This window comes from Micromonospora sp. IBHARD003, assembly GCF_056106285.1.
Window position 1 is genome coordinate 4799037 of sequence record NZ_JBWBBX010000001.1, and the last position, 23464, is coordinate 4822500.

At 72.2% G+C, this 23464-nt stretch carries 20 protein-coding genes; 13 read left to right on the forward strand and 7 right to left on the reverse strand.

What is annotated here, in order from left to right; genetic code table 11:
* Positions 1–143: 143 nt before the first annotated feature.
* Complete coding sequence (locus tag ACTWOL_RS21335; RefSeq protein WP_474298358.1) at positions 144–1232, reverse strand: HhH-GPD family protein; 1089 nt, start codon at positions 1230–1232, stop codon at positions 144–146.
* A 319-nt stretch (positions 1233–1551) separates the two neighbouring features.
* Between ACTWOL_RS21335 and ACTWOL_RS21340 the strand changes: the two genes are divergently transcribed.
* Positions 1552–2346, forward strand: coding sequence for a hypothetical protein (locus tag ACTWOL_RS21340; protein ID WP_474298359.1), 795 nt, complete (start codon positions 1552–1554; stop codon positions 2344–2346).
* A 109-nt stretch (positions 2347–2455) separates the two neighbouring features.
* On the opposite strand, the gene disA is transcribed toward ACTWOL_RS21340, so the two are convergent.
* Together disA and radA are read right to left on the reverse strand one after the other, a co-directional pair.
* Positions 2456–3514: a DNA integrity scanning diadenylate cyclase DisA gene (gene disA / locus ACTWOL_RS21345; RefSeq protein ID WP_474298360.1), complete on the reverse strand. Its 1059-nt coding sequence runs from the start codon at positions 3512–3514 to the stop codon at positions 2456–2458.
* A 119-nt stretch (positions 3515–3633) separates the two neighbouring features.
* Positions 3634–5043 (reverse strand): DNA repair protein RadA, encoded by a 1410-nt coding sequence (gene radA / locus ACTWOL_RS21350; RefSeq protein WP_474298361.1) that lies wholly within the window; start codon positions 5041–5043, stop codon positions 3634–3636.
* 197 nt (positions 5044–5240) lie between these two features.
* On the opposite strand from radA, the gene ACTWOL_RS21355 reads away from it, so the two are divergent.
* Entirely contained in the window at positions 5241–7172 is a 1932-nt protein-coding gene (locus tag ACTWOL_RS21355; protein WP_474298362.1) for a BACON domain-containing protein, read from the forward strand.
* Between the two features lie 169 nt (positions 7173–7341).
* Here the strand turns inward: ACTWOL_RS21355 and ACTWOL_RS21360 are convergent, their stop codons facing one another.
* Positions 7342–8181 carry a DUF3109 family protein gene (locus ACTWOL_RS21360; protein WP_474301221.1) on the reverse strand — a complete coding sequence of 280 codons (840 nt, stop codon included), beginning with the start codon at positions 8179–8181 and terminating at the stop codon, positions 7342–7344.
* Between the two features lie 169 nt (positions 8182–8350).
* On the opposite strand from ACTWOL_RS21360, the gene ACTWOL_RS21365 reads away from it, so the two are divergent.
* From ACTWOL_RS21365 to ilvD, 4 genes are all read left to right on the forward strand, one after another.
* On the forward strand, positions 8351–9283 hold the full coding sequence (locus tag ACTWOL_RS21365) for a Ppx/GppA family phosphatase (protein WP_474298363.1): 933 nt from the start codon (positions 8351–8353) through the stop codon (positions 9281–9283).
* Between the two features lie 53 nt (positions 9284–9336).
* On the forward strand, positions 9337–10260 hold the full coding sequence (locus ACTWOL_RS21370) for a sugar phosphate isomerase/epimerase family protein (protein WP_474298364.1): 924 nt from the start codon (positions 9337–9339) through the stop codon (positions 10258–10260).
* On the forward strand, positions 10257–10868 hold the full coding sequence (locus tag ACTWOL_RS21375; protein WP_474298365.1) for a TetR/AcrR family transcriptional regulator: 612 nt from the start codon (positions 10257–10259) through the stop codon (positions 10866–10868). The genes ACTWOL_RS21370 and ACTWOL_RS21375 overlap by 4 nt, the downstream gene beginning before the upstream one ends.
* Positions 10869–11178: 310 nt before the next feature.
* A complete protein-coding gene (ilvD, locus tag ACTWOL_RS21380) occupies positions 11179–13029 on the forward strand; it encodes a dihydroxy-acid dehydratase (RefSeq protein ID WP_474298366.1) in 1851 nt (616 codons plus the stop codon).
* Between the two features lie 123 nt (positions 13030–13152).
* Here the strand turns inward: ilvD and ACTWOL_RS21385 are convergent, their stop codons facing one another.
* Positions 13153–15363 carry a protein kinase domain-containing protein gene (locus tag ACTWOL_RS21385; RefSeq protein ID WP_474298367.1) on the reverse strand — a complete coding sequence of 737 codons (2211 nt, stop codon included), beginning with the start codon at positions 15361–15363 and terminating at the stop codon, positions 13153–13155.
* Between the two features lie 127 nt (positions 15364–15490).
* On the opposite strand from ACTWOL_RS21385, the gene ACTWOL_RS21390 reads away from it, so the two are divergent.
* The 6 genes from ACTWOL_RS21390 (at position 15491) to proC (ending at position 20135) form a co-directional block, all read left to right on the forward strand.
* On the forward strand, positions 15491–15826 hold the full coding sequence (locus tag ACTWOL_RS21390; RefSeq protein ID WP_474298368.1) for an SH3 domain-containing protein: 336 nt from the start codon (positions 15491–15493) through the stop codon (positions 15824–15826).
* Positions 15827–15917: 91 nt separating this feature from the next.
* Positions 15918–16496, forward strand: coding sequence for a hypothetical protein (locus ACTWOL_RS21395; RefSeq protein ID WP_474298369.1), 579 nt, complete (start codon positions 15918–15920; stop codon positions 16494–16496).
* Positions 16497–16631: 135 nt separating this feature from the next.
* Positions 16632–17513, forward strand: a complete 882-nt coding sequence (gene sigJ, locus ACTWOL_RS21400; RefSeq protein WP_474298370.1) for an RNA polymerase sigma factor SigJ — start codon at positions 16632–16634, stop codon at positions 17511–17513.
* Positions 17514–17636: 123 nt separating this feature from the next.
* Complete coding sequence (locus ACTWOL_RS21405) at positions 17637–18392, forward strand: ABC transporter ATP-binding protein (RefSeq protein ID WP_474301222.1); 756 nt, start codon at positions 17637–17639, stop codon at positions 18390–18392.
* Positions 18389–19198: an ABC transporter permease gene (locus ACTWOL_RS21410; RefSeq protein ID WP_474298371.1), complete on the forward strand. Its 810-nt coding sequence runs from the start codon at positions 18389–18391 to the stop codon at positions 19196–19198. The genes ACTWOL_RS21405 and ACTWOL_RS21410 overlap by 4 nt, the downstream gene beginning before the upstream one ends.
* Positions 19199–19316: 118 nt before the next feature.
* Positions 19317–20135 (forward strand): pyrroline-5-carboxylate reductase, encoded by an 819-nt coding sequence (gene proC / locus ACTWOL_RS21415; RefSeq protein WP_474301223.1) that lies wholly within the window; start codon positions 19317–19319, stop codon positions 20133–20135.
* 62 nt (positions 20136–20197) lie between these two features.
* Here the strand turns inward: proC and ACTWOL_RS21420 are convergent, their stop codons facing one another.
* Positions 20198–20785: a cysteine hydrolase family protein gene (locus tag ACTWOL_RS21420; protein ID WP_474298372.1), complete on the reverse strand. Its 588-nt coding sequence runs from the start codon at positions 20783–20785 to the stop codon at positions 20198–20200.
* 74 nt (positions 20786–20859) lie between these two features.
* Here ACTWOL_RS21420 and ACTWOL_RS21425 point away from each other — a divergent pair, with 74 nt between their 5' ends.
* Positions 20860–21858: a GlxA family transcriptional regulator gene (locus ACTWOL_RS21425; RefSeq protein WP_474298373.1), complete on the forward strand. Its 999-nt coding sequence runs from the start codon at positions 20860–20862 to the stop codon at positions 21856–21858.
* Here the strand turns inward: ACTWOL_RS21425 and trpS are convergent.
* Positions 21825–22823, reverse strand: a complete 999-nt coding sequence (gene trpS, locus ACTWOL_RS21430) for a tryptophan--tRNA ligase (protein WP_474298374.1) — start codon at positions 22821–22823, stop codon at positions 21825–21827. The two genes, ACTWOL_RS21425 and trpS, sit on opposite strands and share 34 nt — an antisense overlap.
* Positions 22824–23464 lie beyond the last annotated feature (641 nt).

Below are 23464 nucleotides of genomic sequence, written 5' to 3' on the forward strand. Positions count from 1 at the left end.
TGTCGTGCGTTCTCGTGCCGTCCCTTACGCCACAAGAAGTTACGGAGCAGTTGTCACGGGGCTGTGCGGGGAAGCCGTCGGAGTCCGCACGGCCATCCATCGGTTGTGTAACAGAGGTACTCGTCGGGGTTTAACGGAGAAACTCAGGTGAGAGGCAACCGGAACCGGTCATTCTCCAGCGGTTCCACCAAACCGTCCGCAATCAGCCCGTCCAGGGCACGGGCCCGCTGCACCGGTTCGTCCCAGACGCGGTCAAGGACCGCACGTGGCACGGGGGCCACGGCCTCGCGCAGGACGGCGAGCAGTTTGCCGCGCACCTGGCGGTCCGTACCCGCGTAGGTCTGCCCACGCCGAGGCGGTCCGTCGTGCGCCGGCTTTCCGGCCAGCCGCCAGGCGCACAGCCCTGCGACGGGGCAGCGTCCGCAGTCCTCGCTGCGCGCGGTGCACACGAGCGCGCCGAGTTCCATCGAGGCCGCCGCCCAGCGTGCCGCCGTGGCCTCGTCGTCGGGCAACAGGGCACGGGCCAGTCGGCGTTCGGCGGCGGTGGTCGCGTTCGGCGGGTACTGGATGCCGGTCGCCACCCTGGCGAACACCCTGCGGACGTTGGTGTCGAGGACCGGATGGCGCTGTCCGTACGCGAACGACGCCACAGCCGCCGCCGTGTACTCACCGATCCCCGGCAGGGCGAGCAGCTGGGCGTGCTCCCGGGGTACGTCGCCACCGTGCCGCTCCGTTATCGCGACTGCGGCGCCGTGCAGCCGCAGAGCACGGCGCGGATAGCCGAGCCTGCCCCAGGCGCGCACGGCCTCACCCGGCGCTTCGGCGGCCAGGTCGGCGGGGCGCGGCCAGCGGGCCAGCCACTGCTCGTACACCGGCAGCACCCGGCTCACCGGGGTCTGCTGCAGCATGAACTCGCTGACCATCACGCCCCAGGCGCCGGCATCGGGACGCCGCCAGGGGAGATCGCGGGCGTGCTGGTCGAACCAGGCGAGGACGGGAGTGTGGAGGGCCGTGTTCCCGGCGGAGGCGTGGTCCCCGGCGGAGGCCGTGTTCCCGGCGGAGGCGTGGTCCCCGGCGGAGGCCGTGTTCCCGGCGGCGGGCGCCGGCCCGGTGGCGCGGGAGTCGGTTGCGGGCGAGGGCTCGGTGGAGGGCGAGGGGACGTCGGTCGTGACACCGGTCGTGACACCGGTCGTGACGTCCAGGGCGGGGGAGGGCATGTCTGTCGCAGTCATGGCACTTCCGATCCTGGCACGGTCGGCGCCGCCTGCGGCGCATGCGCTCCGTGAAGCGGGCCGCGGCGGCGTACATGTCACCGGGCCCGACCAACCGGAGCACGGGGAATGGCTCCCGGCCCCTGGGGCCTCAGAACTACGCAGACCGGGGTACGCGCCCCAGGCGCCCGCGACCGGGCCGCCCCCGACGAAAGGACGGGGCCGACGGGCTTGTACCCGGGGGGTGATCCCTACGCCCATGATGATGATCGCGAAAATCGTGCCGCATCGGCGGCGGGTGGGGCGGGAGTTGCCTTCGTTCTCTCGTACAGTTCGGTACGTGGGATCTCTGCGCAATCCGGTCGGGCCGCTTCCCTCCTCCATCTACTGGCGTCGGAGGGCAGTTGCGCTGTCCCTGCTGGCGATGCTCGCCCTGCTGCTCGCATGGGCGGTCGGCTCCGGTGGTGGGGGCGTGAGCAGGAGCGGTGACGACTCCAAGCCCGGCGGCGGCGGACCGGTGCCCTCGATCACCCCGGGCGACGATTCCTCCGGTCCCGCGATCAGCGAACGGCCGGGCGGCCGCGACGAGTCCGACGACACGGGCGGTACCGGTGACGGCGGCGGCACCGGTGACGGCGGTGGCACGGAAGGCGGCGACGGGACCGGCAAGAACGGCGACCCGGGCGCGAGTGGCGCGGTCAGCGGCGGCCGGCAGGTGCCCGCCGGATCCCCCTTGCCGAACTGCTCTCCCACCAGCCTGCAGTTGACGCTGCGCAGTGCCAAGGTGTCGTACGCCCCGGGCGAGAAGCCGAGGTTCGAGCTCGTCGCCAAGAACACGTCGGCCGTCATCTGCAAGGCGGACTTCGGCCCCAAGGCCGCAGTGCTGACGATCCGGAACGACGCCGACGACCCGGTCTGGTCCACACAGGACTGCCCGCGGGGCAGCGGCAGCATGCTGCTGCGCGTCCCGGCGAACTCGACCGTCACCCACATCGTCGACTGGGACCGCCTCCGCAGCGCCCCCCAGTGCGCCACCCCGCCCGCGGGCCAGGTGCCGGCCGGCACCTATCTGGTCGAGGCCCGGTTCCCGGGCGCGACGGTGGCACCGGCGTCGTTCCGGCTGGAGAAGGACTGAACCGAGCCGTCGGCCGGCCCGGCGAGGATCAGGGTCCTTCCGGCGCATCTCCATGGGGGAGTGGGCAGCGTCCGGTCGAAGCTCCTAAGCTCCTAGGCCCGGACAGGACCTAGACGTAACGCTCCAGGATGGACGATTCCGCGAGCCGTGACAGGCCCTCGCGTACGCTGCGCGCCCGCGCCTCGCCCACGCCGTCGACCGCCTGGAGGTCGTCGACGCTCGCTGCGAGGAGCTTCTGGAGGCCCCCGAAGTGCTCCACCAGTCGCTCGATGATCGCACCGGGCAGCCGCGGCACCTTCGCCAGGAGCCGGTAACCGCGCGGCGAGACCGCCGAGTCGAGCGTCTCGGGCGATCCGCTGTATCCCAGCGCCCGGGCCACGATGGGCAGTTCGAGCAGCTCCGCGTGCGTCAGGTCGTTGAGCTCGGACAGGGCCTCGTCGACCGTGCGGGAGCGCTTCGCCGTGGGCTCCGGGACGTAATCCCTGACGACCAGTTCCCGCTCGGGCTCGACGCCCGCGATCAGCTCGTCGAGCTGCAGGGCCAGCAGCCGGCCGTCGGTGCCCAGCTCCACCACGTACTCGGCGATCTCCGTGGCGATCCGGCGGACCATCTCCAGCCGCTGGGCGACCGCGGTGACATCGCGGACCGTCACCAGGTCCTCGATCTCCAGCGCGGACAGCGTCCCGGCGACCTCGTCGAGCCGAAGCTTGTAGCGCTCGAGCGTCGCCAGTGCCTGGTTCGCCCGGGACAGGATCGCCGCGGACTCCTCCAGGACCCGGCGCTCCCCGTCGACGTACAGGGCGATCAGCCGCATCGACTGGGAGACCGACACCACGGGGAAGCCGCACTGCTTGGACACCCGGTCCGCCGTACGGTGCCGCGTGCCCGTCTCCTCCGTGGGGATGGACGCGTCCGGGACGAGCTGCACACCTGCCCGGAGGATCTTGGTGATGTCCTTGTCGAGGATCAGGGCGCCGTCGAGCTTGCACAGCTCACGCAGCCGCGTCGCCGTGAACTCCACGTCGAGCACGAACCCGCCGGTGCACATCGACTCGACCGTCTTGTCCATGCCGAGGACGATCAGACCGCCGGTGTTGCCGCGCAGAATGCGCTCCAGTCCGTCGCGCAGGCCGGTGCCCGGGGCGACCGCACTCAGAGAGGCGCGCATCAGCCACTCCTTGCCGGACCCCCCGGAGCCTCCGCCGGACTTTCCGGGGGCTGAGCCCCGGTCGTTGGCTGCCACTGCTCTCCTCCGGCTCGTACGGATGGGCGAGACCAGGGCAAAGTCTACCGGCGGACCTCGTCCGCCCGTGGGGCCTCTGGTCTGCGCCCGCGCGGGAGCACCCTCAGCGCGTCCCCCATGTCGGCGACTTCCGTGACCTTCATACCAGGCGGGACCTTGCCGGGATCGGACGGGACCAGGGCGTGGGTGAAGCCGAGGCGGTGCGCTTCGGCCAGCCGGCGCTGCACGCCCGTGACCCGTCTCACCTCGCCCGCGAGCCCCACTTCGCCGATCGCCACCAGGTTCTTGGGCAGCGGGGTGTCACTCGCCGCCGATGCCAGTGCCAGCGCGACCGCGAGATCGGCGGCGGGCTCGGAGAGCTTCACACCGCCGACGGTCGCGCTGTAGATGTCCCTTTTGCCCAGGGCGCTGATACGGCCGCGCTGCTCCAGCACCGCCAGCATCATCGACACCCGGGACGTCTCGAGTCCGGAGGTCGTGCGCCGCGGCGAGGGGATCTGCGAATCCACCGTCAGCGCCTGGACCTCGGCGACCAGCGGGCGGCGGCCTTCCAGCGTCACCGTGAGGCAGGTGCCCGGAACCGGCTCGTCGCGCCGGGTCAGGAACAGGCCGCTCGGGTCGGCGAGCCCGGTGATGCCCTCGTCGTGCAGCTCGAAGCAGCCGACCTCGTCCGTCGCCCCGTAGCGGTTCTTGACGCCGCGGACGAGCCGCAGCCGCGCATGCCGGTCGCCCTCGAAGTGCAGCACGACGTCCACGAGGTGCTCCAGCAGCCGCGGTCCCGCGATCGCACCGTCCTTGGTGACATGGCCCACCAGGATCGTCGACATCCCGCGCTCCTTGGACACACGGATCAGCGCGCCCGCGACCTCGCGCACCTGAGCCATCCCGCCGGGGGCCCCGTCGATCTCGGGGGAGGCGACCGTCTGCACGGAGTCCAGCACGAGCAGCGAGGGCTTCACCGCGTCCAGATGGCCGAGCACGGCGGACAGATCGGTCTCGGCGGCGAGATACAGGTGGTCGCTCAGCGCGTTGATCCGGTCGGCCCGCAGCCGGACCTGGCTCGCGGACTCCTCACCTGTCACATAGAGCGTGCGGTGGTCGTCGCTCGCCGCCTTCGCGGCGACGTCGAGCAGCAGGGTGGACTTGCCGACGCCCGGCTCGCCCGCAAGCAGCACCACCGCGCCCGGCACCAGTCCGCCGCCGAGGACCCGGTCCAGCTCGTCGACGCCGGTCGTACGGGCGGTGGCCTGGCGGCCGTCGACCTGGCCGATGGGCAGGGCGGCGTTGGTGACCCGCCCGGCCGCCGTCGTGCGGACCGCGGGCGTGCCGTACTCCTCCACCGTGCCCCAGGCCTGGCATTCGGGGCAGCGGCCGAGCCATTTTGCGGTCGTCCAGCCGCATTCGGTACAGCGGTAGGACGGTCTGTCCTTGGCGGTTTTCGTACGGGCAGCCATGCGGAGAACCGTAGCGGCCCCCACTGACATCGGGGGCGCCGGACGGGGTCCTGGTGACGCGATGCCGGACGCGGGTGACGCGGCCATCCGCGTCCGGCACATGCCCCTGTCCTCTTTGGGAAGAAACGTTCACCCGTTAGGAGTAAATGCACTTAAGTGCCCCGAGGGATTCGCCGTCGGCTGCCTACGGTCGACTGGTGACGAGCAGCATGCTGGAGCCACCCACGCACACCACCGGCACCCGCCGGGCGCAGCGCCGTGCGCACGGCCGCCGGGCGACCCTCGTGCGGACACCGCCCGCGCGCTACGAGGCGTATCTGGACGGGCTGTTCACGTACTGCCTGTCGGCGCTGTGCGACCACGAGGCGGCGACCGCGGCGCTCGGCGACGTCCTCGCCATCTCCGAACGCCGGCACCGGCATTGCCCGTCCGGGGAGGCCGAGCGGAAGGCATGGCTGTACGCGCTGGCCCGCTGGGCCTGTCTGCGGGCGCTCGCCGAGCAGCGGGGCCGCAGACGAAAGGGGGCGGGCGGTGCGCACGGCAAGCGGCCCGCTTCCGGCCCGGCCGCGGCACCCGCCCACGACTCCGCTCCCACTCCCACTCCCACTCCTGCATCCGCTCCCACTCCCGCATCCGTACCCACGGGGTCGTCCGCTTCCCGGGAGCCCGCCCCGGGGGATCGCGCCGCCCGGGACTCCGCCCCTCCCGGCTCGGATACCGGCTCCCGCCCCGGCGCCGACCCGGATGCGACGGTCCCCGCGCTCCCGCAGGAGACCGCCGAGCGCCACCGTGCCGAACTGGCCCTGCTCGCCTGGCCGGAGGCCGCCGGCACCACTCCCGAGCAGCGCGAGGCACTGGAGTTGGCCGTGCGCCACCGGCTCGAGCCGCGCGAAGTCGCCGCCGTCCTCGGCATGGATCCCGTCCGCACCCGCGAGCTGCTCGCCTCCGCCGCCTGCGAGGTGGAGCGCACCCGTGCCGCGCTCGCCGTCGTGGAGACCGGCACCTGCTCCTCGATCGCCCGGCTCACCGGCGACCACCAGGTGCTGCTGTCCGCCGGACTGCGGCGCGAGCTCGTCCGCCACGTCGACGACTGCCCGCGCTGTCGTCGTGTCGCCGAGCGCGCCGGGGCCAGAGGGCCCTGGCCGGGCTCGTCCGTCACCCCGTCCCGTGGCATCCGACCCGGTGCCGGCACCGCCGTGACGCCCGCCGAACTGCCCCTCGTGCCCGCCCCGCGCCATGCGGCGTACGCGGCGATGCTGCACGTTCCGCGGGAGCGCGCCGGCGCACCGCGCTTCGGGCCGGAGGGATTCCCCGTGACACCCAGGGACCATGCGGCCCGGCGCGGCCGGCTGCGGGCCAGGGCGGTCACGACCACCGTCGTCGCCACGGTCGTGGCGGCGCCCGTGCTCGCGCTCTGGGCGGCCTACCGCGGGGCACCCGTCACCGGCGAGGCACGCGCGGGCTCGCCCTTCTCCGCGAGCGAGACCGATGACGCGGCGGGGATGGACGGGTCGCCGTACGAGCACTACGAGAACGCGGGAAACGCGGAGCGCGACCCCGGCACCCCGTCCACCGCCGGCCGGCTCCCCGGCGTCGCCCCGGCAGGAGTGTCGGTCGAGGTCATCAGCCCGGGACAGCCGTCGGCCGGAGCGGCGACGCCCGGCCGGGGCCCCGGCCGCCTCACCGTCGATGCCCGGCCCTCCGGCGGCATCACGGTGATCACGCTCACCGCATCGGGCGGCGCGCCCGTCTCCTGGTCGCTGTGGACCGACGCCGCCTGGCTCTACGCGAACCGCACCTTCGGGACCCTGCAGCCGGGCGAGACCGTCACGATCCATGTCTCCGTGGATCACACCCTCGAGCCCGAAGGGCCGTGGACGGCACGGGTAGGCGTCGATCCGTCGGGCGCGGTCCTGGAGATCGGCGGCCACGGCGCCCCCGCCCCGGCCCCGTCCGAGCCGCCGCCCTCGGAGCCCACGCCCTCCGGCGAGCCCCCGGCGCCTTCGGAGCCTCCGCCGGCCACCGAACCCGCTCCGTCCGAGCCTCCTGCGCCGTCGGAGCCCGCGCCGTCCGAGCCCACGGAACCTCCGGCGAGCGAGCAGCCCGACCCCTCCGCCCCCTCGGGCTGAGGAAGCGTTTCTCTCGTCGGCGGCCACGCCACGCTCAGGGGGCGGGTCATGGCGGTCCAGAGGCGTCGGAGCTGACCCGGACCCGGCCGCATCAGCCCCGCATCGGTCCCGCGCCACCGGATCCGCCCCGGATCCGCCGGCGTGCGGTTCACCCGCCGGCCACCCGCTGCTATTCCCGTCCGGCGCGGTCCGCCGCGGCGGTGCCGTCTGAGGGACCGGAGGCCGGGGCCACCGGGTCCGCGGGATGCGGAGCCACCAGCGGAAGCCCCCTGGCCAGCCGTGCCTCGCACAGCTCCACCAGCACGCCGTACGCGGCCTTGCCCATCAGTTCGGTGAGCTCGGGGCGGTAGGTCACGTACACCGGGTCTCCCGCGCCGTGCGCCGACGTCGCCGACGTGCACCACCAGTGCAGGTCATGGCCGCCCGGACCCCAGCCCCTCCTGTCGTACTCGCCGATCGAGATCCTGAGAACCCTGGTGTCGTCGGGCCGGTCGATCCAGTCGTAGGTGCGCCGCACCGGCAGCTGCCAGCACACATCGGGCTTCGTCTCGAGCGGCTCGCGCCCCTCCTTCAGGGCGAGGATGTGCAGCGAACAGCCTGCGCCGCCCGCGAACCCCGGGCGGTTCTGGAAGATGCAGGACCCCTCCCAGCGGCGTGTCTGGCGGTCGCCGTCCTCGTCCGTCTCGGTCCACCCCGTCCTGGTGCCCACGTCGTGGAACTGCCAGATCTCGGGCGTGAGCCGTGCCACATTCCGTGCGACCCGCTTCTCGTCGTCCTTGTCCGAGAAGTGCGCCCCCAGCGTGCAGCAGCCGTCGTCGGCGCGGCCCGCCTGGATGCCCTGGCAGCCGCTGCCGAAGATGCAGTTCCAGCGCGAGGTCAGCCAGGTCAGATCGCAGCGGAAGACCTGCTCGTCGTCCGCGGGGTCGGTGAACTCCACCCAGGCACGGGGAAAGTCCAGCCCCTTCTCGTCCGGCTCGCCCGCCGGGGCGGGCTCCGCGGCCAGCGGCACCGCGACCGCCGCGTCTGCCGTCACCGGCGTCTGCGGGACCACCGGACGCTCCGTCCCGGCCGGCTTCGGGAGCTTCGCAGACTTCTCACGCGCTGCTTTGCCCGGCTTCGTCTTTTTCGTCTTTGGCACGAGTCAAGCGTATGCGCGCGGCCGCAGTAGCGTTCCGTACATGAGACTCGGAGTCCTCGACGTCGGTTCGAACACAGTGCACCTGCTGGTGGTGGACGCGCACCCCGGTGCGCGCCCCCTTCCGGCCCATTCACACAAGGCGGAACTGCGTCTCGCCGAACTCCTCGACGGGCACGGAGCCATCAGCACCGAGGGCGTCGACCGGCTCATCACCACCGTCGAGGACGCCCTGCAGGCCGCCGAGGACAAGGGCTGCGAGGACGTCCTCCCCTTCGCCACGTCCGCGGTCCGTGAGGCCACCAACGCCGATGCCGTACTCGAGCGCGTCCGGACCGTGACGGGGGTCGACCTCACGGTCCTCAGCGGCGAGGAGGAGGCCCGGCTCACGTTCCTGGCCGCCCGCCGCTGGTTCGGCTGGTCGGCGGGCAGGCTCCTGGTGCTGGACATCGGCGGCGGCTCGCTGGAGGTCGCGTTCGGAATCGACGAGGAGCCCGACACCGCGGTCAGCCTGCCGCTGGGCGCCGGCCGGCTCACCGCGGCGATGCTGCCGGGGGACCCGCCCCAGCCGGAAGAAGTCCGGGCGCTGCGCCGCCATGTGCGGGCACAGATCGCACGTACGGTCCACGAGTTCAGCCGCTTCGGCCGCCCTGACCACGTCGTCGCCACGTCCAAGACGTTCAAGCAGCTCGCCCGTATCGCCGGGGCCGCACGCTCCGCCGACGGCCTGTACGTGCAGCGTGAGCTGAGCCGCAGTGCCCTGGAGGAGTGGGTGCCGAAGCTCGCCACGATGACCGCCGCCCAGCGCGGGATGCTGCCCGGGGTCTCCGAAGGCCGCTCGGGCCAGCTGCTCGCCGGGGCACTGGTCGCGGAGGGCGCCATGGATCTCTTCGGCGTCGATGAGCTGGAGATCTGTCCGTGGGCGCTGCGCGAGGGCGTGATCCTGCGCCGCCTGGACCACCTGCCCACGGACTGATGCCCTCTCCCCGCCGCCCGATGCCGTCCCACGGGGCCCGTACGCTGTCCCTCGTGGCAGAACCAGTGGTGCGCATCCCGGATGCGAAGATCGCCCTGTCGACGGCCTCCGTCTACCCGGAGTCGACGGCGACGGCCTTCGAGATCGCCGCGCGCCTGGGGTACGACGGGGTCGAGGTCATGGTCTGGACCGACCCGGTCAGCCAGGATCTCGAGGCGCTGCGCCGGCTTTCCGACTACCACGAGGTGCCGATCCTCGCCGTACACGCACCCTGCCTGCTGATCACCCAGCGGGTCTGGTCCACCGACCCGTGGGTCAAGCTCCAGCGGGCGCAGGCCGCCGCCGAGCAGCTGGGTGCGTCGACCGTCGTCGTCCATCCGCCCTTCCGCTGGCAGCGCCAGTACGCCCGGGACTTCGTCGCCGGGATCTGGCGGATGGCCAACGAGACGGATGTGCGCTTCGCCGTCGAGAACATGTATCCGTGGCGCTACCGCGACCGCGAGATGCTGGCGTACGCCCCGGACTGGGACGTCACCAAAGAGGACTACCGGCACTTCACCGTCGACCTCTCGCACACCGCCACGTCCCGCACGGACACCCTGGCCATGGTCGACCGGATGGGCGACCGGCTCGCACATGTCCATCTCGCGGACGGCAAGGGCTCGGCGAAGGACGAACACCTGGTGCCCGGACGGGGCGACCAGCCCTGCGCCGAGCTGCTCGAGCGGCTGGCGCGCAGCGGCTTCGACGGGCATGTCGTGATCGAGGTCAACACGCGGCGGGCGATGTCGGCTGCGGAGCGTGAGGCGGACCTCGCCGAGGCACTGGCGTTCACCCGGCTGCATCTGGCCTCGGCCACCGCACAGGCCGACACGCCCGCCCGTTCCTCCGCTCCGGGCCGGGCCGCCCGGTCCGCCGTACGGAGATCCGGCCCGTCCGCACGGGGCGGCACCCGCGGCACCGCGAGCGGATCATGACCGCCGCGGCACCGAGACGGCGTGGCCGTCCCGCCCGCGCCGAGGCGGACAGCGGCCCCGGCGCCCGTGAGCGCATCCTCGAGGCGGCACGCGCGGAGTTCGCGCAGCGCGGGTACGACAAGACGTCCGTACGCGGTATCGCGAAGGCGGCGGGTGTCGACCCGGCCCTCGTCCACCACTACTTCGGCACCAAGGACGAGGTCTTCGCGGCGGCGATCGAGGTCTCCTTCGAACCCGCGCTCGTGGTCCCGGCACTTCTGGAAGCGGGCACCGAGAACATCGGGGAGCGGCTCGTGCGCCAGTTCCTCGGCATCTGGGAGAACCCGGCGACGCGTGCCCCGCTACTGGCGATCCTGCGGTCCGCGCTGACGCACGACGCGGCGGCGAAGGTGCTGCGCGGCTTCGTCCTGCGGCGCTTGCTCGAACGGGTGGCCGCGGAGCTCGCCGTGCCGAACCCCAAGTTCCGTGCGGAGCTCGCCGCCTCGCACATGATCGGTATCGCGATCCTGCGCTATGTGATCCAGGTGGAGCCGCTGGTCAGCGCCGATCCCGAGGAGATCGTCGCGATGGTCGCGCCGACACTGCAGCGGTATCTGACGGAGCTCTGAGCGCTTCCCGGGTCAGGGTCGCGGAGGGCTACGGCCCGTGGTCTGCGGCGGTCGGTGCGGTGCGTACGAAGGCCCGTCCGGCGAGCCGGGTCCGGGCGTCCGCGAGGCCGCTCCCAGGGCGGTCCCCGAGACTGCTCCCGGGCCTGTCCCGCAGGCCCGCGCCCGGGGAGGGCCGGGTCTCACGGGCGGCCCGGTGCCGGCGCTGCCCGAAAGGCGGACCGCTGTCCCGTATTCCGGACGTGGCGTCCAGATCTTGGAGTGGCGGCGTAGCCTGACAGGAGCCAGAACTGTTCTGAAGGAGCGAGCGACGATGCCCGAGCTGAGGTCCCGCACAGTCACCCACGGCCGGAACATGGCGGGCGCCCGCGCCCTGATGAGGGCATCGGGCGTAGCGAGCGAGGACATCGGCAAGCCGATCGTCGCCGTGGCCAACTCCTTCACCGAGTTCGTGCCGGGCCACACCCATCTCGCCCCGGTCGGCAGGATCGTCTCCGACGCCATCCGCGCCGCCGGTGCCGTCCCCCGCGAGTTCAACACCATCGCCGTCGACGACGGCATCGCGATGGGCCACGGCGGCATGCTCTACAGCCTGCCGTCCCGCGACCTGATCGCCGACTCGGTCGAGTACATGGTCGAGGCCCACTGCGCGGACGCCCTGATCTGCATCTCCAACTGCGACAAGATCACCCCCGGCATGCTGATGGCCGCCATGCGCCTCAACATCCCGGCGATCTTCGTCTCGGGCGGTCCGATGGAGGCCGGCCAGGCGACCCTGGTCGACGGCACCGTCCGCAAGCTGGACCTGATCAACGCCATCGTGGACGCGGTCAACGAGAACGTGTCCGACGAGGACGTCCTCCGTATCGAGGAGAACGCCTGTCCGACCTGCGGTTCCTGTTCCGGCATGTTCACCGCCAACTCGATGAACTGCCTGACCGAGGCCATCGGCCTGTCCCTCCCGGGCAACGGCTCGACCCTCGCCACCCACACCGCCCGCAGGGCCCTCTACGAGACCGCGGGCCGCACGGTCGTCGAGATCACCAAGCGCTACTACGAGCAGGGCGACGAGTCCGTCCTGCCCCGCAACATCGCGACCCGCGCCGCCTTCGAGAACGCCATGGCCCTCGACATCGCCATGGGCGGCTCGACCAACACGATCCTCCACCTGCTGGCCGCCGCCCAGGAGGCCGAACTCGACTACGACCTCACCGACATCGACGCGGTCTCGCGCCGCGTGCCGTGCCTGGCCAAGGTCGCGCCGAACGTCGCCCCCGGCGGCACGTACTACATGGAGGACGTCCACCGAGCGGGCGGTATCCCCGCCATCCTGGGCGAGCTCTACCGCGGCGGGCTGCTGAACGAGGACGTCCACACCGTGCACTCGGCCTCGCTGGCCGACTGGCTCAAGACCTGGGACGTGCGGGGCGGGTCCCCCTCCGCCGAGGCCGCCGAACTGTGGCACGCGGCACCCGGCTGTGTCCGCTCCGCAACGGCCTTCTCGCAGTCCGAGCGCTGGGAGTCCCTCGACGTCGACGCCGAGAACGGCTGCATCCGCTCCGTCGAGCACGCCTACTCCAAGGACGGCGGACTGGCCGTGCTCAAGGGCAATCTCGCCGTCGACGGCTGCGTGGTGAAGACCGCCGGCGTCGACGAGTCGATCTGGACCTTCGAAGGCCCCGCCGTCGTCTGCGAGTCCCAGGACGAGGCCGTCGACAAGATCCTCTCCAAGGTGGTGAAGGAGGGTGACGTCGTCGTCATCCGCTACGAGGGTCCGCGCGGTGGCCCGGGCATGCAGGAGATGCTCTACCCGACGTCCTTCCTGAAGGGCCGCGGCCTCGGCAAGGCCTGCGCCCTGATCACGGACGGCCGCTTCTCCGGCGGCACCTCGGGCCTGTCCATCGGCCATGCCTCGCCCGAGGCCGCGTCCGGGGGCACGATCGCCCTCGTCGAGGACGGCGACCTCATCCGCATCGACATCCCGAACCGCTCGGTCGAACTCGTCGTCGACGACGCCACGCTGGCCGCCCGGCGCGAGGCACTGGGCGGGGTGTACGCGCCGAAGGACCGCGAGCGCAAGGTCTCGGCCGCCCTGCGGGCCTACGCGGCGATGGCCACCAGCGCGGACAAGGGCGCGGTGCGGGACGTCTCGAAGCTCGGCTGAGACCCGGTGCGGGACCCGGTATCACTGCGCCCCGGGTCCCGCCCCGGGTACGGACCCGGCGCGTGTCACCAGCGCGCCGGGCCCGCTGCGTTCATCACCACGGCACCGGCACCGCCGCGTTCATCACCAGCGCGCCGGGTCCGCCGCGTCGACGGCGAACACGGTGCCGTCGGGCGCGCTCCCGTAGACCGCGCCGCCCGCGGTGACCGGCGCGGGCAGCGACGCCGTGAAAGTGGAACGGCCGCCGTCCATCCGGGGCTTGGTCTGCCCGAGCAGCACACCGCGCTCGGCGTCGACGGCCAGGAGCCGCCCGTCCGCCCCGCTCAGATAGATCCGGCCGCTGTGGACGACCGGCCGCGAGGACCGGGTCACATACGTCTCCAGCCGCCACGACGGCGCTCCGCCGCCCATCGTGTCCACCGCCAGCAGCGAACCTCCCGCACCCACGAGATGGACCGTCTCCCCCGACGCCACCGCCTGAGCCTGGTCGACGGGCACCGGCAGGCGGACCCGCCGGACCTCGCGGGTCACGGTGTCGAGGCGTACGACGGCGTTGGTGAAGCCGTCCCGCTCGTCCGACAGCAGCAGTGAGCCCGAGCCGGTGTCCCGCGAGTCCCGCGCCACGGGTGCGAGCCTGCCGTCCAGCCGCTTCTCCCAGCGCACATCGCCGCTGTCGGCGGAGACGGCCCGGACGAGCGTGCTCCGTCCGTCGGGGCGGGGGCTGACGGCGATGACGTCGCGGGTGTTCCCCGGCGCGGGCACCCAGCGCGTACCCGTGGCTCCGCGCCGCTCGCGCCAGCGTTCCGCGCCGGTCGCGCCGTCCAGGGCCCGCACGGTCCCGTCCGCGGCCATGAGGAACACGGTGCCCGGACCGAAGCCGACCGACTCGGACGTGCCGATGCCCCGGCCCCAGCGGGTGGCGCCGGTCCGTGGATCGACGGCGTCCAGCCGCCTTCCCCCGCCCGTGGTGACGTACAGCAGGCCGTCGGCGAGCACCGGCGCCCGGCTGACCGCGCCGGACGGGGCCTCGCGCGACCAGAGCCGCTTGCCGTCCGCCAGGGACAGACGGGCGGCCATGACGCCCGGCGCCGAGCAGTACAGGGCGTTGCCGTCCGAGGCACAGAAGGGCATGGCCTCCGTCCCCGTGGCCTTCGTGAACGCGTTCTGCCAGGGGGTGACGGCCGTTTGGGCGACGGACGGACCCGGGGCCGGGCGGGGGGTGTCCGAGGTCGCCGCCCGGACGCCGGCGTAGCCCGCGGCGAGCAGGCCAGCGAGGGTGAGGCCGACGGCGGCGTGGCGCAGACCCCGTCGCCGCCCGGGGCTTCGCCGGGGCCGGGATGCGCCGGTGTCCGTCCCCGCGGGTGCGCCGGCGCCGGTCCCCGTCTGCCCCTGCCGGGCCCGGTTCGCGTCCTCAGACGCGGGCCGCCGTCCCGTGCGCCGCTCGGGGTCCGAACCGCCGGGCGGGCGCGCCGACGGGAGGAACGTCGTCTCGACCTCGCCCACCGGGGCCCGCAGCTCCGCCATCACCTCACCCGGACCTGGCCTGTCCCCGGGGTCCTTGGAAAGGCAGCGGCTCAGCAGCGGTATGAGCTCGGCGGGCACCCCCGCCAGATCCGGCTCGCTGTGCACCACCTGGTACGCGACGATGTACGGGCTGTCGGAACCGAACGGCCCGCGCCCGGTCGCCGCATGCACCAGGACCGCGCCCATCGCGAACACATCCGCGGCGGGGCCGACTTCGCGGGGCCGCTGGAACTGCTCCGGCGCCATGAACGGCGGAGTGCCGATCAGCTTCCCCGTCTCCGTCCGCAGATCGCTGTCCGACGGGCGCGAGATCCCGAAGTCGATGACTTTGGGACCGTCGGCCGCGAGCAGCACATTGCTCGGCTTGAGATCGCGGTGGACCACGCCCGCACGGTGGATGTCACGCAGCGCCTCGGCCAGTCCCGCGCCCAGCCTGCGCAGCTCGCCGAGGTCCAGCGGGCCGTTCCGCTTGACGCGTTCGGCGACGGTCGGACCGTCGATGAACAGCGTCGCCATCCATGGCGTGGGGGCATCCGGGTCGGCGTCCACGACCGGGGCGGTGAAGGCACCGCTGACCCGGCGGGCCGCACCGACCTCCTGCCGGAAACGCGCCCTGAACTCGGGATCCGTGGCGTGCCCGGTGTGTACGACCTTGATGGCGAGGCGCAGCCCCGACGCGGACGTGGCCAGATGCACGACACCCATGCCACCCGAGCCGAGGCGGTCTCCGAGAACGTACTGCCCGACGTGTGCCGGCTGTTCCGGCTGCTCCGCTTCCGGCGCAGGTCCGGTGCTGCGCAGCGGTGGCATCGCCCACCCCCGTGTTTCTTGTCCGCACACGCGACTCACGGAGCCTAGTCGATTGCTCGTGCGATACCGAGGCGGCTTGCTAGCCTGCGCGGCGCACTGTTTTTCGGACAAGCGGGGGAGGCCGGTCATGGCCATAGAGGAAACCGGGAGAACCACGGAAGGCGCCGAAGGCGCAGCGAGCGCGGAAAGCGCAGCGGCCGCGGGTCCTCGTCCCGTACGGCGGTATCCGGTCGCCCCGGGGTACCGGCTGAACGTACGCAGCGGCCCGGGGACCAACTACGAGATCGTCGATGTCCTGCCGTACGGCGCCCGGGTGCCGATCAACTGCCAGAAGCCGGGCGAGACAGTGCGCGGTCCGTACGGGACCTCGGACCTCTGGGACAACATCGCCAACGGGCAGTTCGTCTCCGACGCCTATGTGAACACCGGCACCGACGGCTATGTGGCGGTCCGCTGCTCCTGACCGGTCGCCTTACCCGGCCGGCTGGGCAGCCGTCCTCCCGCGCGCCCGACCGGCTTGGGGCTACCCGACAAGCCCGGGGATAATCGACCTCGTGAGCGATAACCACGACGAGAACCAGGGCGACGCGGGAAACAGGGCCGACGGGAGCGAGCGCGGCGGCACGGGGGCCGGAGCCGGCGGCGCCGCGCCCGGTACCGGACCGCAGCCCGAGCCGATCCGTTTCTTCGGCACCACCTGGGTCGACCACGACGGCGGCTACGGTCTGCGCCGCGCCGCCGTCGCCGCCGGCTCCCTCGCGGCGGCGGTGGCCGGCTGTCTCGTCCTGCGGTTCGCCTATGAGGGCCTGAGCACCGCCGAGGTCGGCGGCTTCGTCAACACGCTCGTCATCGCCACCTTCGCGGTCTGCAGCGCGATCGCCTTCCGGAAGACCTGGGAGGGCTTCTCCCGGCGCCCGGCCGATCCCGCGCGCGAGGAATCCCTGCGCAGCCTGAAGATGATCGGCTTCATCGGCTCACTGCTCGCGTACTTCATCCGCTCGCTCGTCGAGGCCCCCGGCGAGAAGCTGCTGCGCACCGAGCACGAGGCCGCCGTCGCCCAGTACGAGAAGCGCAGGTCGAGCCGCACCCGCAATCCGGCGGCCCGGAAGAAGCCGAAGCCCCGCCGGCGCTGAGGCGTCTGCTCTGCCGGCCGGCCCCGGCCGGATCGGCCTGACGGGCCTCGCCGGGCCACGAGGCCCCGATGTCACATGTCATGCCTCCCCGGCGTCCTCCCCGGTAGAACCCGTACCGAGGAAGGGCACCGGACCATGGCAGAGCTCACGGCCTTCGAGGAGCAGCGCGACCGCCTCTGGGGCATCGCCTACCGCATCACCGGCTCGGTCGCGGACGCGGACGACGCCGTACAGGAGTCCTGGCTGCGCTGGCAGCGCCTGCCGGACGGAGAGGCCAAGGACCCGCGCGCCTATCTGACGACCGTCGTCAGCAGGATCTGCTACGACCAGCTGGGCTCGGCCCGCACCCGGCGCGAGAAGTACGTCGGCCCCTGGCTGCCCGAACCGGTGATCAGTGAAGCCGGCCCCGAGGACCGGGTGACGCTCGACGAATCGGTCGGCATGGCCCTGCTCACCGTCCTGGAGCGGCTCACCCCCGCCGAACGCACCGCCTTCATCCTCCATGACGTCTTCGCCGTGCCCTTCCCCGAGATCGCCGACGCGGTCGGCCGTACTTCCGACTCCGTACGGCAGCTGGCATCGCGCGCCCGCCGCCGGGTACGGGCCGAGGCCCCGCGCCGCTCCGTCGACCGGGACGAACACCGACGCGCCGTCGACGCGTTCCTTGCCGCGGTGACGGGCGGCGACTTCGACGGCCTGCTCGAGATCCTCGACCCCGATGTCGTGTGGCGCACCGACGGTGGCGGCAAGGTCACCGCGGCCCGGCTGCCGGTGCTCGGCCGCGAGAAGGTCGCGCGCTTCGTCCAGGGACTCATGCGCCGGTTCGACCCGGCGGCGATGCGGATGGCGGTGCGGGACGTGAACGGCGCGCCCGGTCTGGTCTTCACCGACGCCGCGAGCGGACCGGCCGGCGTGTACGCGTTCACGGTGCACGGTGGGCGGATCACCGGGATCGACGCCGTCGTCAATCCCGACAAGCTGCGCCACCTCGACTTGGGTGACGGCATGCAGGAGTGACGGCATACAGGAGGCCGTTCCACCGGACCCGAAAACCCCAGTCGCCGCGCCTTGACGCGCCCTTCACCCCGGAGCATTATTCATCGCATGTTGAATAATGCTCCGGGGCCGGCTGAGAGCGCTGTGGGCGCCGCCGTCCACGCCCGCGCCCTCACCGTCGTCCGTGGGCCCCGCACCGTTCTGCGCGGCCTCGACTTCGATGTCCCACCCGGCCGGATCACCGGCCTCCTCGGCCCGTCCGGCTGCGGCAAGTCGACCCTCATGCGCGCCGTCGTCGGCACCCAGGCCAAGGTCGGCGGCACCCTCGAGGTCCTCGGCCGCCCGGCGGGCGACACCGCGCTCCGCTCCCGGATCGGCTACGTCACCCAGGCGCCCTCCGTCTACGACGACCTGACCGTCCGCCAGAACCTCGAGTACTTCGCCGCGATCCTCGACCCCGGACGCGCCGCGGCCGAGCGCCGCCGCCGGCACGTCACCCAGGCCATCGCCGACGTCGACCTCACCAGCCACGCCGACGCCCTCGCCGGAAACCTCTCAGGCGGCCAGCGCAGCCGTGTCTCGCTCGCCGTCGCCCTGCTCGGGACGCCCGAACTCCTCGTACTCGACGAGCCCACCGTCGGCCTCGACCCCGTGCTGCGCCGCGACCTGTGGGACCTCTTCCACCGCATCGCCGCCGACCGCGGCACCACGATCCTGGTCTCCTCGCACGTCATGGACGAGGCCGAACGCTGCCACCGGCTGCTGCTCCTGCGCGAGGGCGAACTCCTCGCCGAGGACACCCCCGAAGCCCTGCGGCGCCGCCACGACACCGCCACCGTCGAAGACGCCTTCCTCCACCTCGTCGACACGGCCAACGCCCTCCAGGAGAGCACCCGATGAACGCCCACCCGTCAGCCACGGCGACCCGGCCCGCGCCCGCCACCGCCCCGCGGACGTCACGCCTCGCGCTCTCCCTCTCGCGTACGCTCGCCACCGCCGCCCGCGTCCTGCGCCAACTGCGCCACGACCCGCGCTCGATCGCCCTGATGCTCCTCGTGCCATGCGTGATGCTCTTCCTGCTGCGCTACGTCTTCGACGGCAGCCCGCGCACCTTCGACTCCATCGGCGCCTCGCTGCTCGGCATCTTCCCGCTCATCACCATGTTCCTGGTGACCTCCATCGCCACCCTGCGCGAACGCACCTCCGGAACCCTGGAGCGCCTCCTCGCCATGCCGCTGGCCAAGGGCGATCTGATCGCCGGCTACGCCCTGGCGTTCGGCCTGCTCGCCGTCATCCAGTCGGCCCTGGCCACGGGCCTCGCGCTCTGGTTCCTCGGCCTCGACGTGGTCGGCTCGCCCTGGCTGCTCCTGCTCGTCGCCCTGCTGGACGCTCTGCTCGGCACCGCTCTCGGGCTCTTCGTCTCCGCCTTCGCGGCGTCCGAGTTCCAGGCGGTCCAGTTCATGCCGGCCGTGATCTTCCCCCAACTGCTGCTCTGCGGACTGTTCGCACCCCGAGACACCATGCAGCCCGTGCTCGAAGGCATCTCGGACGTCCTGCCGATGTCGTACGCGGTCGACGGCATGAACGAAGTCCTCCGCCACACCGACATGACCGCGGACTTCGTCCGTGACGCCGCCGTCGTCGGCGCCTGTGCCCTGCTGGTACTCGCCCTCGGTGCGGCAACCCTCCGCCGCCGGACCGCATGACCGCCCATCGGACACCCACGGCACCACCACACGTCCGGTGCAAGGATGTCCATGTCCGCGGACGAACCGACCGCGGACATGGACCACCCTGTGCGTGCACACGCACCACCCCGGCGAGGTGACCCGCATGACCCAGACCGTCGCAGTCCTCGGAACCGGAAAGATCGGCGAGGCCCTGCTCAGCGGCATGATCCGGGCCGGCTGGCCGGCCGGAGCGCTGCTGGTCACCGCACGCCGTGCCGAGCGGGCCGAGGAGCTGCGCACCCGCTACGGCGTCGAGGCCGTCACCAACGCCGAAGCCGCCAAGCGGGCCGACACCCTCATCCTGGCCGTCAAGCCGCAGGACATGAGCCGGCTGCTCGACGAACTCGCCCCGCACATCACGGCGGACCGCCTGGTGATCAGTGCCGCCGCCGGAATCACCACCACCACCATCGAGGACCGTCTCGCCCCCGGCACCCCCGTCGTCCGTGTCATGCCCAACACACCCGTCCTCGTCGACGAAGGCATGTCGGTCATCTCCGGCGGCAGCCACGCCACCGCCGAGCACCTCGTCCATACGGAGGAGATCTTCGGCGGGGTCGGCAAGACCCTGCGTGTGCCCGAGTCCCAGCAGGACGCCGCCACCGCTCTGTCCGGCTCCGGCCCGGCCTACTTCTACTTCCTCGTCGAGGCCATGACCGACGCCGGCATCCTCCTCGGGCTGCCGCGCGCCCAGGCGCACGACCTGATCGTCCAGGCCGCCATCGGTGCCGCCGTGATGCTCCGCGACTCGGGCGAGCACCCGGTCAAACTGCGCGAGGCGGTCACCTCCCCCGCCGGCACCACCATCAGCGCCATCCGCGAGCTGGAGAACCACGGGGTGCGCGCGGCCCTGATCGCCGCCCTGGAAGCCGCCCGCGACCGCAGCCGCGAACTGGCTTCGGGCAGCAGCTGAGAACTCCGGCAACGGCGCAGGCCCGCCCTTCACGGGCGAGTTCGCCCCGCGGCGGCCGCGGTTCATCCCGCAGCGGCCGCGACCAGCTCCTTGGTCGTCACCACCGTCGCGAACCCACCGCCGTGCAGCGACACCGCGGTGGCACGCGCCAGCTCGTCCGCGCCCAGCGTCCAGCCGTACGGCCCCGTCAGATCGAAGGTGTGCGTGGCGTCCAGCGGGAACAGCACCTCGTAACCGAGGTTCCCGCCCATCCGGGCCGTGGTCTCCACGCACATGTTGGTCTGGATGCCGGCCACCGCGAACTGCCGTACCCCCTGAGCCTCGAACCAGGCCCCCAGATCCGGGGTCCCGTAGAACGCCGAGTTCACGGACTTCGTCACCAGCAGCTCGGCCCCGCGGCCCCTGCCCCGCCGCTCCTCCACGTACTCCTTGAAGCCGTTGCCCGCGTACCCCGGCCGCAACGGCGATCCGGGACCGGCGGAGTCATGCCGGACGAAGACGACCGGCCGCCCGCTCGACTGCCAGGCGTCGATGAGCGACGCGATGTTCGCGTCCGCCTCCGGATTGTTCCGTGGGCCCCAGAACTCCTCCTCGTCGAACCCCTTCTGTACGTCGACGACGACCAGTGCTGCGTTCTCTGCGATCTCCATGGCTTCGATGGTGCCGCCCGGAGCTCCCTTCCCCCAGAGGCGCGAAAGCCAGCGACCGATGGTTTACTGCCAGCATGGAGACCCGGCCGACCGCACCCCAGCGCATCGCCCTCCTCGCCTTCCCCGGCATCCGTGGCTTCGACGTCTCCGTCATCAGCGAGGTCTGGGGCGTCGACCGCACCGATCGGGGCGTCCCGGCCTTCGACCTCCGCCGCACCGGCACCGACCGCGCACCCGTCCCCATGCGCGGCGGTCTCAGCCTCACTCCCGACCGCACTCTCGGCTGGCTCACCCGCGCCGACCTCATCGTGGTCCCGGGACTCGACGACCACCTCACGCCCGCCCCCGCACCGGTCCTCGACGGACTCCGGCGCGCCCACGCCCGCGGCACCACGATCGCCGCGCTGTGCGGAGGTGCCTTCACGCTCGCCCAGGCCGGTCTGCTCGACGGCCGCCGTGCGATCACCCACTGGAACCTCACCGGGCTGCTCCGTGCACACCACCCCCGGGTCACCGTCGTCCCCGACGCCCTCTTCCTCCACGACGCGAACATCTGGACCTCGGCCGGTACGGCAGCGGGCATCGACCTCTGTCTGCATCTCGTCCGCGTCACCCATGGAGCCGAGGCGGCCGCCACCATCGCCCGGTCGATGGTCACCGCCCCGTTCCGCACCGGTACGCAGGCCCAGTTCATCGAGCACCCGACTCCACGGTCCGACCGTGACGCGGACACCCTCGCCGCCGTCCGCGACCACGCCCTCGCCCATCTCCGCGAACCGCACACCGTCGCGTCCCTCGCCGCCCGCGCGGGCATGTCCCCCCGTTCCTTCGCCCGGCACTTCCAGGCGAGCACGGGTACGACTCCGCTCCACTGGCTCATCACCCAGCGGGTGGCAGCCGCCCAGAAACTCCTCGAGCTCACCGATCACCCCATCCCGGAAGTCGCCCGCCGCACGGGCTTCGGCAGCGAGGTGACCATGCGCCAGCACTTCGCCGCTCACCTCGCCACCAGCCCGCGCGACTACCGGGCGGCCTTCCGTCAGCCGGCCGGAAGCAACCCGACGGCCCGATAGGCCCGGTCCACCAGAGGACGCGCCAGCGCCCGGGCGCTCGCCGCACCCGCCCGGAGGACCTCATCCACATACGCCGGATCGGCGGCCAGATCGGCGTGCCGCTTCCTGAGAGGCCCCAGCAGCTCCACCACCGCCTCGGCCGTGTCCTTCTTCAGTGCGCCGTACGACGTGTACGCGCCGGCGAGCTCCTGCGGGTCCCCGTCCACGCAGCCGGCGAGGATCTCCAGCAGATTCGCGAGCCCAGGCCGCTCCTCCCGGTCGTAGACGACGTCCTGCCCGCTGTCCGTCACCGCTCGCATGACCTTGTGGCGGATCACGTCCGGCTCGTCGAGCAGATGGACGACCCCGGGTCCGGCGGCGCCCGACTTCCCCATCTTCGACACCGGGTCCTGCAGATCCCTGACACGTGCCGCCACCTGCGGATGCGTCGCCTTCGGCACGGTGAAGACGTGCCCGTACCGCTGGTTGAACCGCACCGCCAGATCCCTGGTCAGCTCCACGTGCTGCGCCTGGTCGTCCCCGACGGGCACCTCGTCGGTCGCGTACGCCAGGATGTCCGCCGCCATCAGCACGGGATACGTCAGCAGCGACAGCCGCACACTCTCTCCGGAGGCCCGCGCCCGCGCGGCCTTCTCCCTGTACTGGATCATGCGCCGCATCTCGCCGTCCGTCGCGGTGCACTCCAGCACAAAGGAGAGCCGGGTGTGCTCATCCACGTGGCTCTGGACGAACACGGTGCACCGTTCCGGGTCCAGCCCCGCCGCCAGCAGCAGCGTGGCCGCCTGCCGGCTGAGCCTGCGCACCCGCGCGGGATCGTGCTCGACGGTCAGCGCATGCAAGTCCACGATGCCGAACAACGCGTCCGACCGGTGCTGGTCCACCTCGGCCCACCGCCGCACCGCCCCGAGGTAGTTCCCCAGCGTCAGATGCCCCGTCGGCTTGATCCCGCTGAAGGTCCTTGTCATCGGGCTCTCCTCCTTCTCCTGTCGGAGCCGCCGCCACCGGCGACCGGCTTCCTGGGAGAAGCACAACGGCCGCCGATGCGGCGGCCGTTGCCTCCACGCGTGACTGCGGGCCGCCTTCAGGCGGCCCACCACTGAAGGGTGCAGGCGTGCGTGGTCATGCTCGGAGGGTAGGCCCCGGGCCCTGGGTTGACATGCGATTAACCGATGCGTAACGTTCTCCGGGTTGTCCGACGTGAGCACCGGCTTCGGTCGGCCCCGGACAGCCATCCCGCAGGAACCACTCGAAGCGAGCGACGCATTGTCGCCTCGCTTTCCGTGCGCTTTTGCGAAATGAGGAATCCGCGTTCGATTGAGCGCGACCCGATTAGCGTCGGGGGCCAGGATTCCGCTAAAGTCTCACTCGTCGGAACGGCCGCAGGGCCGGAAAGACAACCCCCCTCTGACTGGGAATCGGGCCCGAAAGGATCTGATAGAGTCGGAAACGCCGGAAAGGGAATTCGCGAAAGCGGAGGAATGTTCTGGCAGCCCGGTCCGGCGGGTGGCGGAAACGAGAAATCGGGTCTGCTAAGCTGGAAACACCGAAGGGAAGCGCCCGGAGGAAAGCCCGAGAGGGTGAGTACGAAGGAAGCGTCCGTTCCTTG